The sequence below is a fragment of the Clostridium fessum genome (assembly GCF_027698965.1).
Lineage (GTDB): Bacteria > Bacillota > Clostridia > Lachnospirales > Lachnospiraceae > Otoolea > Otoolea fessa.
Map to the genome: position 1 here is coordinate 1 of NZ_JAQEQF010000022.1, position 657 is coordinate 657.

The window sequence follows — 657 nt, forward strand, 5'->3', positions numbered from 1 at the left end:
GAAATTTATAAATTTACGTCCCAGGATAGTGCCATCTGCCCGCATGATGCTGCAGACTGCATCCGTATTGATTCCCAAATCAACACTGCATATCACCTGCTCTTTTACAGCTGTTTTCGATAAGGTTACTTCCTCTGTGTATGAAAACCGAAGGAAATATTTATGATGTTTCCTTTCCAAAGTTGGGGCAGATGCCTCTTTCCCGCTCCACTTTTTTCGAAGATATTCCATATCGGTATGAAGTAATTTCACCTGAAACCACTTCCACTCACGCCCATCAAATAGCTTTAAATAAGCCGTATCTTCTCCCGGTTCTGCTTCCCTATACATGACATCCCGATAGAATACCGGCATCGCATGATTCTCACAGACCAGCTTCGGTTTCCCCCTCAGTTCTCCCTTTTCCCACAAACTAAGGCGTGATTGATAGGAGGACACTGCTCCAAGTGCGTGTTGAATCGCCGCTCTTCTCAGATAAGATGGCATCTTAGGGAAATGACGGTCAAACGGAAATCTGGCATGATTCTTTTTTGTCTCATGTACCAGATGTTCCGCCTCATTAAAGCGTTTTTGTAGATTTTTGATTTCTGAAAGTTCTTCCCAGGTCTCTGCATACACCGGAATCAGATAGGAAACTGCCTTCCGAAAAATATCCAG

1 pseudogene is annotated in these 657 nt (G+C 43.7%); it reads right to left on the bottom strand.

The window, feature by feature from the left end:
• Nucleotides 1-657: pseudogene (locus PG862_RS14310) on the bottom strand (IS200/IS605 family accessory protein TnpB-related protein); the annotation flags it as partial.